The 14,511-nt window shown below is 73.2% G+C and carries 12 protein-coding genes; 6 read left to right on the forward strand and 6 right to left on the reverse strand.

The window, feature by feature from the left end; all coding sequences use genetic code 11:
- The first annotated feature begins 12 nt into the window (after window positions 1-12).
- Window positions 13-630 (forward strand): hypothetical protein, encoded by a 618-nt coding sequence (locus tag ABZV77_RS30320; RefSeq protein WP_356263494.1) that lies wholly within the window; start codon window positions 13-15, stop codon window positions 628-630.
- Between the two features lie 12 nt (window positions 631-642).
- On the opposite strand, the gene ABZV77_RS30325 is transcribed toward ABZV77_RS30320, so the two are convergent.
- Together ABZV77_RS30325 and ABZV77_RS30330 are read right to left on the reverse strand one after the other, a co-directional pair.
- Complete coding sequence (locus ABZV77_RS30325; protein ID WP_356263496.1) at window positions 643-3,027, reverse strand: serine/threonine-protein kinase; 2,385 nt, start codon at window positions 3,025-3,027, stop codon at window positions 643-645.
- Between the two features lie 171 nt (window positions 3,028-3,198).
- A complete protein-coding gene (locus ABZV77_RS30330) occupies window positions 3,199-4,029 on the reverse strand; it encodes a VOC family protein (protein ID WP_356263498.1) in 831 nt (276 codons plus the stop codon).
- 168 nt (window positions 4,030-4,197) lie between these two features.
- On the opposite strand from ABZV77_RS30330, the gene ABZV77_RS30335 reads away from it, so the two are divergent.
- Complete coding sequence (locus tag ABZV77_RS30335) at window positions 4,198-4,845, forward strand: TetR family transcriptional regulator (RefSeq protein WP_356263500.1); 648 nt, start codon at window positions 4,198-4,200, stop codon at window positions 4,843-4,845.
- 94 nt (window positions 4,846-4,939) lie between these two features.
- On the opposite strand, the gene ABZV77_RS30340 is transcribed toward ABZV77_RS30335, so the two are convergent.
- Together ABZV77_RS30340 and ABZV77_RS30345 are read right to left on the reverse strand one after the other, a co-directional pair.
- Entirely contained in the window at window positions 4,940-5,416 is a 477-nt protein-coding gene (locus ABZV77_RS30340; protein WP_356263502.1) for a nitroreductase family deazaflavin-dependent oxidoreductase, read from the reverse strand.
- Entirely contained in the window at window positions 5,416-6,699 is a 1,284-nt protein-coding gene (locus tag ABZV77_RS30345) for an acyl-CoA dehydrogenase family protein (RefSeq protein ID WP_356263505.1), read from the reverse strand. The genes ABZV77_RS30340 and ABZV77_RS30345 overlap by 1 nt, the downstream gene beginning before the upstream one ends.
- 206 nt (window positions 6,700-6,905) lie before the next feature.
- On the opposite strand from ABZV77_RS30345, the gene ABZV77_RS30350 reads away from it, so the two are divergent.
- Together ABZV77_RS30350 and ABZV77_RS30355 are read left to right on the forward strand one after the other, a co-directional pair.
- Window positions 6,906-8,129, forward strand: a complete 1,224-nt coding sequence (locus ABZV77_RS30350) for an acetyl-CoA acetyltransferase (RefSeq protein ID WP_356263508.1) — start codon at window positions 6,906-6,908, stop codon at window positions 8,127-8,129.
- Window positions 8,130-8,213: 84 nt separating this feature from the next.
- Window positions 8,214-8,915 carry a pyridoxal 5'-phosphate synthase gene (locus ABZV77_RS30355; protein ID WP_356263511.1) on the forward strand — a complete coding sequence of 234 codons (702 nt, stop codon included), beginning with the start codon at window positions 8,214-8,216 and terminating at the stop codon, window positions 8,913-8,915.
- Window positions 8,916-8,988: 73 nt separating this feature from the next.
- On the opposite strand, the gene ABZV77_RS30360 is transcribed toward ABZV77_RS30355, so the two are convergent.
- Both ABZV77_RS30360 and ABZV77_RS30365 read right to left on the reverse strand, forming a co-directional pair.
- Complete coding sequence (locus tag ABZV77_RS30360) at window positions 8,989-9,867, reverse strand: GNAT family N-acetyltransferase (RefSeq protein ID WP_356263513.1); 879 nt, start codon at window positions 9,865-9,867, stop codon at window positions 8,989-8,991.
- A gap of 6 nt (window positions 9,868-9,873) precedes the next feature.
- Window positions 9,874-10,299 (reverse strand): Zn-ribbon domain-containing OB-fold protein, encoded by a 426-nt coding sequence (locus ABZV77_RS30365; RefSeq protein WP_356263515.1) that lies wholly within the window; start codon window positions 10,297-10,299, stop codon window positions 9,874-9,876.
- Window positions 10,300-10,746: 447 nt separating this feature from the next.
- Between ABZV77_RS30365 and ABZV77_RS30370 the strand changes: the two genes are divergently transcribed.
- Window positions 10,747-11,910, forward strand: coding sequence for an NAD(P)/FAD-dependent oxidoreductase (locus ABZV77_RS30370; protein WP_356263517.1), 1,164 nt, complete (start codon window positions 10,747-10,749; stop codon window positions 11,908-11,910).
- 292 nt (window positions 11,911-12,202) lie between these two features.
- Entirely contained in the window at window positions 12,203-14,428 is a 2,226-nt protein-coding gene (locus ABZV77_RS30375; protein ID WP_356263520.1) for an acetate--CoA ligase family protein, read from the forward strand.
- Window positions 14,429-14,511 lie beyond the last annotated feature (83 nt).

The following is a 14,511-nucleotide window of genomic DNA, read 5'->3' on the forward strand; positions in this document are numbered from 1 at the left end:
GGAGGCCCCTGGATGGTCCGCAACGTCCTCGGGTCGATCCTCGCTCTCGCCGGAGCGACGGCCGCCGTCCGGAGCCCCTTCCAAGCCTGGTACGACGGCCGTCTCGGGCGTGACTTCCGCATCGGCGAGCTGTTCTCCGGCGCCGGGGTCACCGACACCGAAGCGGAACTCTTCGGCTCGCTCTTCCTGCCCTTCGTCTTCGCGGCGCTCCTGACACTGATCGCCGTGGCCCTGCGGTCGCGGCTGCTCGTGGCGGCCGCGGCCGTGCTCGTGCTCGGCTTCACGGTGCTGTGGATGGTCCGCCAGGGCCAGGCGGAGGGCAGCCTCGCCGTCGCGGGCGACGGCTCCGGACTCGGCCAAGGGCTGCTGAGCAGCCTCGGGGGCGGGGTTGCGCTGCTGCTCGGCGCGGCGGTCATGACGGGACGGGCGCGCGGGCGCGGACGCCGTGCGGCGAGGGAACGGGATCCGGTTCCGCCCAACGCTCCGGCAGACCCCGAGCCCTATGACCCAGCCCCCGCCCCCTACGGCGGCGCACACCCGGCGGACACCGCCGAGCTCCCGGCCTGGCAGGACCAGCCGCCCGAGCAGCCCGCCCAGCCCCCGGCCTGGCAGCGGCCACCGGAGCGCTGACGCGCCCCCCGGCTACGGCCTGGGCGACGTCCCCGTACCCCGCTCCGCGTCCAGCGCGTACACACAGCGGTCCTTGCTGCACGCGTACACGACGCCGTCGCGCACCACGGGCGCCCCCGTGATCTCGCCACCCGTGGCGAGCTTCCAGCGGAGGCGGCCGTCGTCCGCCTTCAGGGTGTACAGGAGGTGGTCCGTGGAGCCGAAGTGGATGCGCCGGTCGGCGACGACGGGTGCGCCGACGACCTCGCCGCCCGCCTGGAACCGCCACTTCGGCGTGCCCGTGACCGCGTCGAGGGTGTAGAGGCCCTTGCCGCTGCCCACGTGGACGTGGCCGTCGGCGACGAGGACCGGCTCGATGGAGGAGCGGGACTCGGTGGCGATGCGCCAGCGGTCGCGGCCGTCGGTCGCGTCGAGGGCGTACACCGTGCCGAGGTAGTCGGCGAGGTACACACCGCCGCCCGTCACCGCGGGCCCGGGGGCGAAGGCGGGCGGGCAGAGGAAGGCGGCGGGCGCCTCGAAGTGCCAGCGGACGTGCCCGCCCGCCACGTCGATCGCGAGGACCCGGCTGCCCGCGGCCACGTACACGTACCCGTCCTGCGCCTGGGTGAGCCGGACCGGCACGCCCCCGCAGGAGGCCGCGTCGCCCACGGGGTACGACCAGCGTTCCTCGCCGGTGCGGGCCTCCAGGGCGCGCAGCCTGGCGTCCTTCCAGACGTAGACCGTGCCGTCGAACACGGCGGGCCCGGCCTCCGGCGTCTCGAAGTCGGTCTGCGCGCCGGTGATCTCCCAGAGCTTCTCGCCGTTGGCCGCCTCCCACGCCTGGACGCCGCCGCCACGGGTACCCGTGACGACCGTGCCCCGGTCGGCCTGGAGGGAGTACACCCAGGCATCCGTCGGCAGCCGCCAGAGGTCGGAGCCCTCGGCGCCGTCCAGAGCGTAGAGCGTGGGCCCGTCGGAGGCGTGGATGCGGCCGTCGGCCACCGCCATGGACCAGGCGACGTCCCGGGTCTTGAAGCTGCGGCGGCCCGTGCCGACGTCCAGGGCGTGGACCTCGAAGGACGTGACGTAGACCAGGTTTCCCGCGACGGCGGGGGTGCCCCAGACGTCGTTGGACATGCGGAACCGCCAGGGCCGCCAGGAGGAGGCTCCCGCGTCGGGCGCCGGGGCGGGCGCGGGCACCGCTGCGGCGGCCGGGTCGACTCCGTTGCCCGCGGCGCGGTGGGCCGACGACCGGGACCAGGAACCGGCGAGCCCGGGGTCGGCGGGCACGGCGGCGGAGCGCTGTCCGGCCACCCGCGGCCCGGGGCCGATCGGCACCTTCGCTCCGGCGAGCCGCACGGGCCCGGCGTCGGGCGTGACCGAGAAGGGCTGGGACGGCTGGTGCGGCGGCTGCGGCGGGGGCGGCGGCGCGGTGACGGGCGCGGCGGACACGGCGGGGGCGGCGGCCCGGCCGCCGCTGCGGCCCGCGGCGGCGGGGACCCGGGCGGGCGGGCGGCCGCCCCTGCGGGCCTCGATGAGCGCGACGGCGCGCTCCGGCAGCCAGGCGGACGCCGTGCCGCTGTCGTCGTTGTCGGCGCTCTCGGAGGCGAAGAGGTGCGGGGCGAGCTGGGCCTGGAGGTCGCCGGGGGTGGGCCGCATGGTGGCGTCCATCTGCATGCAGGACTCGATGAGCGGGCGCAGCTCGGCAGGCAGCCCTTCGAGGTCGGGCCCCTCCCTGAGCAGCATGAAGACCGTCTCGACGGGGTTGGCGCCATGGAACGGCGCGTGCCCGGTGGCGGCGAAGACGAGGGTGGAGCCGAGCGAGAAGACATCGCTCGCGCCGGTCACGCTGCGCGAGTCCTTGGCCTGCTCGGGCGACATGTACGCGGGTGTGCCCACGGCGACGTTCGTCATGGTCAGCCGGGTGTTGGAGACGCCGGACGCGATGCCGAAGTCGATCACGCGCGGCCCGTCCTCGACGACGAGGACGTTGGACGGCTTGAGGTCACGGTGGACCAGGCCCGCGCCGTGGATGGACTCCAGGGCCTCGGCCACGCCTGCCGCCAGCCAGCGCACCGCCTGGGTGGGCAGCGGCCCGTGTTCATTCACTATTTCTTCGAGGGAGGGCGCGGGGACGTACGCCGTGGCGAGCCAGGGCACGGCGGCCCGCGGATCGGCGTCCACCACAGCGGCCGTATAGAAACCGGACACGGCGCGGGCCGCCTCGACCTCGCGCGTGAAGCGGACACGGAACAGCTGGTCCTCGGCGAGCTCGGTCCGCACCGTCTTGATCGCCACGCGCCGTCCCGACGCGGAGCGCGCGAGATAGACCAGGCCCATGCCACCGGCGCCCAGCCTGCCGAGGACCTCGAACGGGCCGATCCGCCTCGGATCGTGCTGCGTCAGCTGATCCACCACTTGCCCTGCCACCTCCCCGTACGCGGCCGCCGAAGAAGACAGCCCCGTGCAGCGTCTCACCACCGAGCCGCTACGGCGGCACGCACCCTGATTCTTCCTGTCCGAGGCGACGGTTGCGAACCCGGGGCGGGATCGGGGTGTCTACGGACAAAACACCGCCCCCTGGGCCGCTCAGCCCTGGAGGACCGCGAACGTAGCCCCTTGATTGTCCGTGAACACCGCGATCCGGCCGTACGGAGTGTCGGTCGGCGGGGCCTGTACGCGGCCGCCGAGCCGGGTCACCGTGGCGGCGGCCGCGTCGGTGTCGGTGACGTTGAAGTAGACGAGGAAGTGCGCGGGCATGCGCGCGGAAACGTACCGGTCGGAGACGGGGGCGGCCGGGGAGGGGTGGGCTGCCGGGTCGGGCCCCGGCAGCAGGCTGCGGCCGCCGATCGCCGTGCCCGGTCCCGGCTCGGTGCCCGCGGGGGACCAGATCCGGAAGTCCTCGCCGTCGAGGTCGAGGTCGAGGCCGCCGTATCCGAAGACGCGCTCGTAGAACGGGTCGACCAGCGCCTTGTCCCACGAGTACACCTCGGTCCAGCAGTACGAACCGGGCTTCTGCTGCTTCCCGAAGCCCAGGTGCGTGCCGCCCTGCCAGAGCCCGAAGACGGCGCCCTCAGGGTCGGCGGCGAGCCCCATCGACCCGAAGGGCCCCACCGGCATGACCTCCGTGATCATGGAGCCGCCCGCGCCCCTGACGCGCTCGGCCAGCGCGGCGGCGTCCGGGCTCGCCAGGTACACCGTCCATACGGTGGGCATGCGGCCGTCGGCCTTGGGGGCGAGCGCGGCGACGGGGAGGCCGTCGCTGTAGGCCTGGGTGTAGCCCGCACCGGTGTCGAAAGTCCACCCGAAGAGCTCACCGTAGAACCGCTTGCCGCCCTCGACGTCGGGCAGCATGGCGTCGACCCAGCAGGGCACGCCCTCCGCGTATCCGCCCCCTGTGCCCCGCTCCGCGTAGTCCATGCCAGTCAAGCTAGCCGCCCGCCCCGGTCCCCGCAGCGCAAAGATTCGAACGTTTGGCTGATTTTCATGGGGTGTGCGACGGGTGCGCCGTCCGCCGCACTCATGCGCCTCAACCCCATTTGCACTCGGCCGAATCGCGCTCCGATCACCCCTCGGTAAGCTGACGGCATGACAGGACAGGTACGTACCGTCGACGGCCGCGTGGCCGGTCGGCGCGGTCAGGCGACGCGTCAGAAGCTGCTCGACTGCCTCAGCGAGATGCTCAGCTCCTCGCCCTACCGGGACGTCAAAGTCATCGACGTCGCCCGGAAGGCGGGGACTTCACCCGCGACCTTCTACCAGTACTTCCCGGATGTCGAAGGCGCCGTCCTGGAAATCGCGGAGCAAATGGCCGCGGAGGGCGCCGAGTTGACCCAGCTGCTCGACGGGCGCTCGTGGGTCGGCAAGGCGGGGTGGCAGACCTCCCAGGACCTGGTGGACGGCTTCCTCGACTTCTGGCGCAAGAACGACGCGATCCTCCGGGTCGTCGATCTGGGCGCCGCGGAGGGCGACAAGCGCTTCTACAAAATCAGGATGAAGATCCTCAACTCGGTCAACAACTCCCTTACGGACACCGTCAAGGAGCTCCAGGCCAAGGGCAAGGTCGACAAGGACGTCAGCCCCGCGGCGATGGCGGGCTCCCTGGTCGCGATGCTCGCGGCGGTCGCCTCCCACCAGCGGGGCTTCCAGACGTGGGGCGTGAAGCAGGCCGAACTGAAGCCGAACCTGGCGATGTTGGTGCATTTGGGAGTAACCGGAAAGAAGCCGACAAAGTAGCCTCCGGCTCTTTTCTCCCGGTCCTGTCAGCCCGACGGCGGATCACCTCGGTGATCCGCCGTTGTGGTCGGGACACTCAGCGCGGTCCGGACACTCAGCGTCTGCGCTCCAGGCGGAACAGCCGTATCTCCCGCTCCACACGGGCCTGGTACGCGGCGTACGGCGGCCAGAACTTCAGCGCCGCCGCCCAGACCTCGGCCCGCTCGTCCCCCGACAGGAGCCGTGCCCGCACCGGGATGTCGGCGCCCCGCCAGTTCACCTCGGCCTCGGGCCCCGCGATCAGGTTGGCGGTCCACGCGGGGTGGCCGGGACGCCCGAAGTTCGACCCGACGAGCACCCAGCTCTCGCCGCCCTCCTCCGGCATGCAGGCCAGCGGCGTCCGCCTCGGCACCCCGCTCTTCGCCCCCCGCACGGTCAGGATGACGCCGGGCAGCATCCGCGCGCTGGGCAGCACCTTGCCCCGGGTCAGCCGGTGCACGGTCCGGTCCATGGCGGGGATGAAGTGCGGCGCGACCCTGGCGAAGGCGCGGGTGGACGACACCTTCTGCACCAGTCGAAGCCCGACCGCCATCAGCGGACCTTCCCGACCGACGCCACCTCGGACGCCTCCTCGGCCCCCTCCTCAGGCACCTCCTCGACCGGCGCCTTCCCGGGCGGCGCCTCCTCGAACAGCCCGGCCCGCTCCGCCGCCCGCGCCCGCAGCCGGTGCACAGGACCGAACAGGAGGTCGTCGCCGGACGCCCGCTTGAAGTACAGGTGCGCCTCGTGCTCCCAGGTGAAGCCGATGCCGCCGTGCAACTGCACCGCTTCGGACGCGGCGGTCCGCAGCGCGTCGAGCCCCTGCGCGAGCGCGAGCCCACCGGCCCGCTCGGCGCCCTGCCCGCCGAACCCGGCGGCCTCCGCGCCCGCGGCCCACGCCGCGTAGTAGGCGGCCGACCGCGCCGCCTGCACCTGTACGTACACGTCGGCCAGACGGTGCTTCACCGCCTGGAAGGAGCCGATCGCGCGCCCGAACTGCTCGCGCTGCTGCACGTACTCGACCGTCCGCTCCAGAGCGCGCTCCGCGGCACCGACCGCCTCCGCGGCGACGACGGTGGCCGCGACGTCCCCCACGGCGCCGAGCGCGGCGGGCACATCGGCGTCGTCGGCGCCCAGCAGCTCCGCCGCAACGTCGCGCAGCTCGACACGGGCCTGTGTGCGGGTCTCGTCCAGGGCGGTCTGCCGGGCCCGCACCATGCCGGGCGCCCCTTCCCGTACGAGGAAGAGGAGCGTGCGGGACCGGGCGAACCCGCCCGCGTGCGCGGCGACCACGAGCAGCCCCGCGCTGTGCCCGTCGATGACCTGCTCGGCCTGCCCGTACAGCCGCCACACCCCGTCGGAGAGCCGCGCCTGCACACCGCCCGCGCGGCCGCCGCCCGCCCAGTCGCCCCGGTTGTCCCCGACGAGCCCGAGCGCCGTGGCGAGCCCGGTGCCGGGCACGGCGAGGGCGGCGCTCAGCTCACCCGCGGCGATGCGGGGCAGATGGGCGGCGCGCTGCTCCTCGCTGCCGAGGGCGAGGATGAGCGGGGCGGCGAGCACGGCGGTGGCGAGGAGCGGGGTGGGCGCGAGGGCGCGGCCGAGCTCCTCCACGCCGAGGGCGAGTTCCGCGGCCGTGCAGCCCGCGCCGCCGTAGCTCTCCGGAAGTGCGAGTCCGGGCAGCCCGAGCTGTTCGGCGAGGGCGGTCCACAGGGCGGTGTCGTGGCCGTCGGGCGTGCGCACGGCCGCCTTGACCTCGTCGGGCCCGCACCGCTTGGTGATCACTTCGCGAAGAGTGCGGCGGATCTCGCCCTGCTCCGCGCTGAAGGCGGCGTCCATCGGCAGGCTCCTCCCCCGGGCACGGAGACCCGGACCCAAATCTGACGGGCCGTCATGCTAGGGCGGCGGCGGCGATATGCACAGAGCGGCGACGTGACGCGACGACCGCACGCGGCGACCTCACTCAGCGATCCCACTCAGCGACCTCACGCGAAGGCGACACACACCCCCTCCCGCGACCCACTATCTGATGTACCGTCAGATTCATGCCAACTGCCGTCCCCAGCAACACGATCCACACCCGGACCGCCACGCCCACCGCGCCCACCGCGCCCCGCAAGGTCGCCGTCGTCGGTGTGGCGCTCTCGGACTGCGGCCGGGTCGACGAGGCCACGCCCCACGCGCTGCACGCCCAGGCCGCGCGCCGCGCGCTCGCCGACTCCGGGCTCGGCCGCGACGTCATCGACGGCATCGCATCGGCGGGCCTCGGCACGCTGGCGCCGGTGGAGGTCGCCGAGTACCTCGGCCTCAAGCCCCGCTGGGTGGACTCGACCTCGGTCGGGGGCGCCACCTGGGAGGTGATGGCCGCGCACGCGGCGGACGCGATAGCCGCGGGGCGGGCGAACGCCGTGCTCCTGGTCTACGGCTCCACCGCCCGCGCCGACATCAAGGCGAGGCGCCGCACCTCGAACCTCTCGTTCGGCGCCCGGGGCCCGCTGCAGTTCGAGGTCCCGTACGGGCACTCCCTGATCGCCAAGTACGCGATGGCCGCGCGCCGCCACATGCACGAGTACGGCACGACGCTGGAGCAGCTCGCCTCCGTCGCCGTGCAGGCGCGGGCCAACGCCGCGACCAACCCCGACGCGATGTTCCGCGACCCGATCACGGTCGACGAGGTGCTCGAAGGACCGATGATCGCGGACCCCTTCACCAAGCTGCACTGCTGCATACGTTCCGACGGCGGCTGCGCGGTCCTGCTAGCCGCGGAGGAATACGTGCAGGACTGCGCCTCCGCCCCGGTCTGGGTGCTCGGCGCGGGCGAGCACGTCTCGCACACGACGATGTCCGAGTGGGACGACTTCACGGTCTCCCCGGCGGCGGTCAGCGGCCGCCTGGCCTTCGAGCGCGCCGGGGTGCGGCCCGCGGACATCGACATCGCGGAGATCTACGACGCCTTCACGTACATGACGCTGGTGACCCTGGAGGACCTCGGCTTCTGTGCGAAGGGCGAGGGCGGTGCCTTCGTGGAGAAGGGCCGCCTGCTGCGGGACGGCGAGCTGCCGACCAACACGGACGGCGGCGGCCTGTCGGCCCAGCACCCCGGGATGCGGGGCCTGTTCCTGCTGGTGGAGGCGGTACGACAGCTGCGGGGCGCGGCGGGCGACGGCCAGGTCAGACGCCCCGACGGCACGCTGCCTGAGCTGGCGGTGGCTTCGGGGACGGGCGGCTGGTTCTGCTCTTCGGGGACGGTGGTGCTGGGGCGGGGGTAAGAGCCTGTGTCATAACCCCGCCCGGCCGGGGCCATGACACAGGCTCCAAGGGTCCCGGCACCACACACCAGCGACAATCACCGCATGACGACACCAGACCCGCGCCCCGCCACGGCGTCCTCCACTCCGACCGAGTTCCAGAAACTGCTGAGGGCCCAGCGGGTCTGGGACGTCGACCTGCCCGCCTTCGACCCGACGGCCGACGCGCCCTCCGCACCGCTCCCCCTGTTCCACGAGTGGTTCGCGGCGGCGGTGGCGGCCGGGCAGCCCGAACCGCACACCATGGGCCTGGCGACGGTCGCGGAGGACGGCGGCCCCGACGTGCGGACCGTGATGCTGCACGACGCGGACGGCCACGGCTGGCACTTCGCCTCGCACGCGAGCAGCAGGAAGGGCCGCCAGCTCGCGGCCCGCCCGGAAGCCGCCCTGCACTTCTACTGGCCGACGCAGGGCCGCCAGATCCGGATCAAGGGCCGGGTCACCACGGCACCGCACGCCGAGAGCCTCGCCGACCTGCACGCCCGCTCGACCGGCGCCCTGGCCGCGGCGCTGGTCGGCCACCAGAGCGAAGTCCTCGACACGTACGAGGAGTTGGCGCGGTCGTCCACGGCGGCCTGGGAGCGCGCGCAGGCGGAGCCGGACGCGGACTCCCCGACGTGGACGCTGTACGTCCTGGACCCGGTGGAGGCGGAGTTCTTCCAGGGCGACGCCCTGCGCCGCCACGTACGGCTGCGGTACCGCACGGCGGACGACGGCAACTGGACCAGGGAGCTGCTGTGGCCGTGACGGTCACGGGACCGACGACCGCGGAGCCCTCCTGCCCGAAGCCCTACTCCCTGAAGCCCCACTGCCCGAAGCCCTACCGCCCGAACTCCCACTGCGCGTAGTCCCCGACAGGCCGGTACCCGATGCGCTGGTAGAGGCCGTTGCTCGTCGGGTTGGCCAGGTCCGTGAAGAGCAGGACCTCCGACGCGCCCGCGTCGAGCGCGGCGCGGGTGACCGCGGCGGTGGCGGCGCCTCCGTATCCGCGGCCGCGGCGGGCGGCAGGGGTGTAGACGGGGGTGACGCGGACCTGGCCCGCGATGCGGCGGGTGACGCCCGCCATGGCGACCGGCGTGCCGTCGGGGCCCTCCCACAGGGTGACCCCTCCGTAGGCGATACGGGAGTCGGCCCACGCGCCCGGTGCCATCCCGGAGCGTTCACCGACGGCCTCGCCGAACTCGTCGTGCCAGCGCGCCAGCAGGCTCCGGTCCGCCGCGGTGGCCACGCGGGCGCGACCGGCCGGTGCGGGCCCCGGCGGGGTGAGGGTGCCGAGCCGGTACAGCCGTTGGCGGGTGCCGGGGGTGGCACCGGCTCCGGTGCGCTCCTCCCAAGCCCGGGCGAACGCCTCCGCGGTGGCGCGCTCGGAGACGACCCCGGGCAGATCCGGGGCGACCTCGGCGAGCTGCCGGGCGAGGGCTTCGGCGGCCTCGGGGGCGACGGGGCCGACGACGACCCGGCGCGGAGGGGTCTGGACGAAGACCCCCCGGACGGCTCCGTCGGCGTCGGCGTACGTCCCGAAGAGGGGCGCCCCGTCGCCGTACGTCCGAAGCCCGCGCACTCGCAGGTTCTCCATGACGCTGAGCAGAACGGTGTGCGGGGCGGGCTCGGAGCGCAGGAACTCCTCGGCGCGGGCGAGGAATCCGTCGAGGTCGGCGGTCAGCTGCCAGGCGGGGTGTTCCGTGGTCGCGTTGGGCATGGGCCATCATCCCCCGGGCCGGAAGACCGCGACCGCCACCCCTTCCGCCGCCTCCCGGAACGTCACCTCCACCGGCATCCCGACGCGCAGCGCGCCTTCCTCGCAGTCGACGACCTCCGTCATCATGCGCGGGCCCTCGGCGAGGTCGACGACCGCGGCGACGTAGGGGACGCGGCTGCCGAACGGTGGCAGGTCGTTGCGGTGCACGACCGACCACGTGTAGAGCGTGGCCCTGCCGCTCGCCTGCTCCCAGGTGACGTCCTCGCTCCAGCAGCGCGGGCAGAACTCGCGCGGGTAGTGATGGGCCACCCCGCACGCCCCGCAGCGGCGTACCAGCAAGCGCCCTTCGGCGGCCGCGTCCCAGTAGGGCCGGGTGAAGGCATCGGCCTCGGGAAGGTCGAAGCGCGGCTCGGCGCGCTGTTCCGTGCTCATGAGAGGAGTCCGATCGCGTTGTCGGGGGCCGGGTCGCAGGAACAGAAGCGACCGGGGCGAGGGAGGAGAGGGGGAAGGGGCGGCCGAGCAGGCAAGGACGAGCAAGCAAGGGGGGGAAGGGAGGAAGGGGGAGAAAGAGAACCGGCCAAAGCCGTCCCGCGCCCCCGTCCGCCATCGGCCCTCCCGCCACCGACTCCCTCCACGCAACGAACGCCCCGCCCGCGGTGTACGGACCCGGGAGACCCTTCCCGCAGCCCCTCCGCCCCGGTCCGGGGATCACACGTTTCCGGCGGTGACACACTTCTGACGGTACGTCAGTTCAACTCATGGGGCGCCGGATGCGCAAGAGTCGTACGCCCCGTACATCCCGTACACCCGTGATCAATTCGCAATCGCTTTCGGACTTGACCGTCACCCATCAAGTAATCGCGCGATTACTCTCCAGTCATGGCTGCCGACTCGACCCCTCCGCTTACGCTCGTGCAGGACCGCCCCGTGTACGTCATCGGCGGCGGCCCCGGCGGTCTCGCCGCCGCGGCGGCCCTGCGCGCACGCGGTGTCCGCGCGGTCGTCCTGGAGAAGGCCGACCACGTCGGCACCTCCTGGCGCGGCCACTACGACCGCCTCCACCTGCACACGACCCGCCGCCTCTCCGCCCTGCCGGGGCTGTCCATCCCGCGGTCGTTCGGCCGCTGGGTGTCGCGCGACAACGTGGTCCGCTACCTGGAGAAGTACGCCGAGCACCACCAGCTCGACGTCGTCACCGGGGTCGAGGTGACCGGCCTGGAACGCACCGGCGACGGCACCGGCTGGCTGCTGCGCGCCACCGGCGGGCGCGAGCTCACGGGCAGCGCGGTGGTGATCGCCACCGGCTACAACCACACGCCCCACCTCCCGGACTGGCCCGGCCGCGACACCTACACCGGCGAGCTCCTGCACGCCGCCGACTACCGCAACCCCGACCCCTACACCGGCAAGGACATCCTGGTCGTCGGCGTCGGCAACACCGGCGCCGAGATCGCCGTCGACCTCGCCGAGGGCGGCGCCGCCCGGGTCCGCCTCGCGGTCCGCACCACCCCGCACATCGTGCGCCGCTCCACGGCGGGCTGGCCCGCCCAGCGCACCGGCATCCTGTGCCGGAGGCTGCCCGTCGCCCTGGTGGACCGGCTCGCCCGGCCCCTCGCGAAGCTCGGCGTCCCCGACCTCACGGCACAGGGACTGCCGCGCCCCGACACCGGCCTGTACTCACGCGCCAGGCAGGGCGCGATCCCGGTGCAGGACGTCGGCCTGATCGACGCCGTACGCAAGGGGAAGGTCGAGCCGGTCGCGGCCGTGGAGTCGTTCGAGGACGGGAAGGTCGCCCTCGCCGACGGCACCAGGATCGGCCCGGACGTCGTCATCGCGGCGACCGGCTACCGGCGCGCCCTCGAAGGACTCGTCGGCGACCTCGACGTCCTCGACACCCGCGGTCGCCCGACCTCCCACGGCCCTCGCGCCCCGAAGCGGACCCCCGGCCTGTACTTCACCGGCTACACGAACCCGATCAGCGGCATGCTCCGCGAACTGGCCCGGGACGCCGAGAAGATCGCCAAGGCGATAGCCAGGCACTGACAGCCGTCGACCCGACAGCCGTCGACTGACAGCCGTCGACCCGACAGCCCTCGACGAACAGAGCTCCCCCCTCCCCCCTCTTTACCGATCAACCCAGGCCGATTCCCACCTAGGCAGCGAGCGGATTCTGCGCTTCCGTGGAGAGGCAGGACGATCGATCCACACCCGTTCCCACTCCACGACGCCGCCCGCGGCGCAAGGCTTTGCGTGCAGCCCCATTCCTGACACAGCGTCAGTTCAGTAATCTGACTATGCGTCAGTTAAGTGCTGTCACACAGGAGCGGGCGGACCGATGCTTGGATCGACTCACGGCACCTTCACCACCGACCCCCGCCGCGCCCATGTTGTGGCCTGCGGCGAACTCCCTCCCAACGCCGTCCACGGCAGGGCCGTCACGGCGGACGACCTCGACGTCAGCGGTCGGCCGCTGTACGCCGGCGTACCCGACCTCGACCGCTTCTTCCGCCCCGCCTCCGTCGCCGTCATCGGCGCTTCGGACGCCGAGGGGCGCCCCAACACCGGCATCACCCGACAACTCATCGCCTGGGCCGAACGCGTCGGCGCACGCCTGCACCCCGTGCACCCCACCCGTCAGTCGGTCTTCGGCATCCCCTGCTTCCCTTCCGTCGCCGACCTGCCCGAACAGGTCGATCTGGCCGTACTCCTGGTCGGCGACCCGCTGCCCGTCATCGAGCAGCTCGCCGAGGAGAAGGTGCGGTTCGCCGTCGCCTTCGCCTCCGGGTTCGCCGAGACCGGCGAGGAGGGCGCGGCCGCCCAGGAACGCCTCGCGGCCGCCGTCCGGCGCTCCGGCCTCAGGCTGCTCGGGCCGAACACCAACCTCAACGCCTTCGAGAAGTTCCGCGAGGACCTCGAAGGACCCGCCATCGCGCTGATCACCCAGTCCGGCCACCAGGGCCGCCCCGTCTTCACCATGCAGGAACTGGGCGTCCGCCTCTCCCACTGGGCGCCCACCGGCAACGAGGCCGACCTGGAGACCTCCGACTTCATCTCCTACTTCGCCGAGCGCCCCGAGGTCGGTGCCATCGCCTGCTACGTCGAGGGCCTCAAGGACGGCCGCGCCTTCCTGCTCGCCGCCGACCGGGCGGCCCGCCGCGGGGTGCCCGTCGTCGCCGTGAAGGTCGGCCGCACCGAGACCGGCGCCCGCATGGCCGCCTCACACACCGGCAAGCTGACCGGAGCGGACACGGTGGTGGACGCCGCGATGCGGCAGTTCGGTGTGATCCGCGTCGACGGGCTCGACGAACTCCAGGACACCTCCGCCCTGTTGGCGCGGGCCCGCCCGCCGCAGGCCGACGGCGTCGTCGTCTATTCGATCTCGGGCGGCACGGGCGCGCACTTCTCGGACCTGGCGACCGAGGCCGGGCTCGGTCTGCCCACGCTCTCCGACGCCAAGCAGGCGGAGCTGCACCAGTGGATACCCGAGTACCTGAACGTCGCCAACCCCGTCGACAACGGCGGGCACCCCGTCGGCGACTGGCGCGGCCGCAAGATCATCGACGCGATCCTGGACGACCCTGAGGTGGGGGTGCTGATCTGTCCGATCTCCGGCCCCTTCCCGCCGATGAGCGACAAGCTCGCGCAGGACCTGGTGGACGCGGCGGAGCAGACGGACAAGCTGGTGTGCGTGGTGTGGGGCTCGCCGGTCGGCACCGAGGACGCCTACCGCGAGACGCTCCTCGGCTCCTCGCGCGTCGCGACCTTCCGCACCTTCGCCAACTGCATCACGGCGGTGCGCGCCTATCTGGACCACCACCGCTTCACGACCGGCTACCGCTCCCCGTTCGACGAGGCGCCGCGCACTCCTTCCCCGTCCTTCCGCAAGGCCCAGGCCCTGATGCGGCCCGGCCAGCAGCTCAGCGAGCACGCGGCGAAGCAGCTGCTGCGCGCGTACGGGATCCGGGTGCCGCGGGAGCAGTTGGTGACCAGCGCGGCGGCGGCCGTCCGGGCGGCCGGGCTCGTCGGCTACCCGGTCGTCATGAAGGCCTCGGGGGCGCAGCTCGCGCACAAGACCGAGCTGGGCCTGGTGAAGATCGGGCTGACCTCGGCGAGCCAGGTGCGGGACGCCTATCGGGAGCTCACGGACATCGCCCGCTACGAGGGCGTCGCGCTGGACGGCATCCTCGTCTGCCAGATGGTCGAGCGGGGCGTCGAGATGGTCGTCGGCGTCACGCACGACCCGCTGTTCGGACCGACGGTGACGGTCGGTCTCGGCGGCGTACTCGTGGAGGTCCTGCGGGACGCGGCCGTGCGGGTGCCGCCCTTCGGGGAGGACCAGGCGAAGGCGATGCTGTCCGAGCTGCGCGGGCGCGCCCTGCTCGACGGGGTCAGGGGTGCGGCGCCCGCCGACATCGACGCGCTCGTCGAAGTCGTCCTCCGGGTGCAGCGGATGGCGCTGGAACTCGGCGACGACCTCGCGGAGTTGGACATCAACCCGCTGATGGTGCTGCCGCGGGGGCAGGGAGCCGTCGCCCTCGACGCCTTCGCGGTCTGCCGCTAGCCCGCCCCCGGCGACCCACGCCCGGCCCCGGAACCACAACGCGCGAGCCCACGCTGCGCAGCACCCCCGGGACCGGGCCCCGC

Source organism: Streptomyces sp. NPDC004732 (assembly GCF_040609235.1).
Classification (GTDB): domain Bacteria; phylum Actinomycetota; class Actinomycetes; order Streptomycetales; family Streptomycetaceae; genus Streptomyces.